This is a genomic window from Okeania sp. SIO2F4, assembly GCF_010672385.1.
Classification (GTDB): Bacteria; Cyanobacteriota; Cyanobacteriia; order Cyanobacteriales; family Microcoleaceae; genus Trichodesmium.
The window spans coordinates 1-2,913 of record NZ_JAAHGT010001097.1 but is presented as its reverse complement, the minus strand read 5'-3'; the positions used below and the strand labels follow the sequence as shown (position 1 = coordinate 2,913).

The 2,913-nt window shown below is 45.5% G+C and carries 2 protein-coding genes; both read right to left on the bottom strand.

All coding sequences use genetic code 11. From position 1 onward, the window contains the following. Positions 1-287: 287 nt before the first annotated feature. Positions 288-821, bottom strand: coding sequence for a peptide-methionine (S)-S-oxide reductase MsrA (gene msrA / locus F6K22_RS37505; RefSeq protein ID WP_293109878.1), 534 nt, complete (start codon positions 819-821; stop codon positions 288-290). 524 nt (positions 822-1,345) lie between these two features. Then, a partial coding sequence (locus tag F6K22_RS37500) for a tail fiber protein (RefSeq protein ID WP_293109876.1) occupies positions 1,346-2,913 on the bottom strand: 1,568 nt, incomplete at its 5' end.

Here is a 2,913-nt window from a genome sequence, read left to right as displayed (position 1 = left end):
GCCAATTCGCGAAAAAAGCTAAAGCCATGAGCTATCATTTTTTTTCATAGTTTGTGCAGATTTTTTTCGCTCTTTCTGAAGAGTTAAAGTAAAAATCGAAACGACCAAACCTGAGAACAATTCAATTTATCACTTTTGCTTAGTGAAACAACATATTTTCAATTATCCCAATAAGGAATGACCGAATAGTGTTGAAATAATAAATAGCCAGAATTATTAGTCTTTTCTAAAAGTTTTGTAGGAAGGTTCTATGGAACCTCCCTTTTTAACTAAGATGGGATAACTATTTAAGCGGATACTTTATCTGGGAAATATTTCTTGAGTTTTTGCAACTTTGGTGGAATTGAAAATACACAATAAGGTTGATAAGGATTCTTATTAAAATAGTTTTGATGATATTCCTCAGCTCTATAATAATCCTTCAAGTCAACCACTTCAGTGACGATGGGATTTTTAAATGTGCCATTATTACCCAAGGTTGAAATTACTTCTTGAGCAATATCTTTTTGTTCTTGGGAATGACACATAATAATTGAACGATACTGAGTACCAACATCATTTCCTTGTCTATTTAGTGTTGTGGGGTCGTGAGTCACAAAAAATATCTCTAATATTTCACCCAGAGATATTTTATCAGTATCAAAGGAAACTTTGACCACCTCAGCATGGCCAGTTGTTCCAGAACATATAGACCTGTAGTCAGGATTTTTAGTATTTCCTCCAGCATAACCAGACTCTACTTCTTTTACCCCTGCGACAGAGAGAAAGACAGATTCTACGCACCAGAAACATCCGCCACCTAATACGATTGTATCCAACATGATTTTTTTGCCTCCAAACTTTGGCTTTAATTTCCATTAGATATTCATTGTAAACTGATTAGAGAGCAATAGGTTTTAGATCGAGATAGTTGTGAACCTTTTTTGAACAAACTGCCAGGAAAGTTTATTGGCAGGATAAACCCAATAAAACGTCTTAAAATTTTAGTTTATTCAGTGGAAAGCAAACTATATTTCTTAACCCAAGCTCAATAATTTAAGGTTTTTAGCTTTAACGAAAATCTATTCTATTAGAGAGCAATCAAGTCAACAAGTAGAGTTTTTCAATTTACTTTGGATAAATTAGGCATAATAATTGATTTGTAATTGACTAGATACATCATCCTTCTAAAAATTTGCATAGTATTGAATAAAATTCCTATTTTTAATCTAAAAAAAACCTTGCAGGTTACTAAAACTTGCAAGGTTTAATTATTAGTTTGTTGTGATATTTGATGGGTTGAAATCACCTATCAGATTTCTCTTAGTAGAAATCTACTAATAGCACTTTAGCTTTATTAGCTATCTCATTCACCAGCAAACACCAATTGCTGAGGTTCTGTATTTGATGTTTCTGTTGATGATGCTAAGGCCAACTGTGAAAGTGTAACAGTTGGATCTTGGACGCCCAAATTTCCACCATCTACAACTGCATTAGGAACATCGTCTGCAGGTATAAAATTACCGCTACCAGTAGGGAACTCAACGAACAATGTACCTGTGACATCACTTGCTGGAGTAAGGGTACGACCAACTGGAGCAATGTTAACTAAATTAGGTAGTCCGAAGTTGTTAACTCCATCACCTCCAAACTCAGTACCCACTACATTGAACAAGTCACCATTACCAGCGATCGGCAATAGTTGACCTTCAAGAGAGAAGAAACCAGGTGGTACAGATAGACCAGGCCATAAAACAATTTCTCCTGTTAAAAAGTCTGGGGGAGCGTTGTCTCCAGCAATTATGTAGCCAATAGGGAATGTTGCAATAGTAGCACCAGCAGGACCAGGAGGACCAGCAGGACCAGTAGCACCTACAGGACCAGCGGGACCAGCAGGACCAGTAGCACCAGTGGCACCAGCGGGACCAATGGGACCAATGGGACCAGCAGCACCAGGAGCACCTACAGGACCAGCAGGACCAATGGGACCGACAGGACCAGCAGCACCAGGAGCACCTACAGGACCAGCAGGACCAGCAGGACCAATGGGACCGACAGGACCAGTAGCACCAGTGGCACCAGCGGGACCAATGGGACCAATGGGACCAGCAGCACCAGGAGCACCTACAGGACCAGCAGGACCAGCAGGACCAATGGGACCGACAGGACCAGCAGCACCAGGAGCACCTACAGGACCAGCAGGACCAGCAGGACCAATGGGACCGACAGGACCAGCAGCACCAGGAGCACCTACAGGACCAGCAGGACCAATTGGACCTACAAGACCAGGAGCACCATCAGCACCAGGAGCACCTACAGGACCAGCAGGACCAGCGGGACCAATAGGACCTACAGGACCAGCAGGACCAGCAGGACCAATGGGACCGACAGGACCAGCAGCACCAGGAGCACCATCAGCACCAGGAGCACCAGCAGCACCAGGAGCACCTACAGGACCAGCAGGACCAGCAGGACCAATGGGACCGACAGGACCAGGAGCACCTACAGGACCAGCAGGACCAGCAGGACCAATGGGACCGACAGGACCAGCAGCACCAGGAGCACCTACGGGACCAGCAGGACCAGCAGGACCAATGGGACCTATAGGACCAGCGGGACCAGGACTACCATCAGCACCAGGAGCACCTACAGGACCAGCAGGACCAGCAGGACCAATGGGACCTATAGGACCAGCGGGACCAGGACTACCATCAGCACCAGGAGCACCTACAGGACCAGCAGGACCAGCGGGACCAATGGGACCGACAGGACCAGCAGCACCAGGAGCACCTACAGGACCAGCAGGACCAGCAGGACCAATGGGACCGACAGGACCAGCAGCACCAGGAGCACCAACAGGACCAGCAGGACCAGCAGGACCAATGGGACCAACAGGACCAGCAGCACCAGGAGCACCAACAGGACCAGCAGGAC

What these genes read in the sequence shown, in the direction of transcription:
- msrA (WP_293109878.1), bottom strand. Translation starts at nt 821, where the DNA reads ATGTTGGATACAATCGTATTAGGTGGCGGATGTTTCTGGTGCGTAGAA.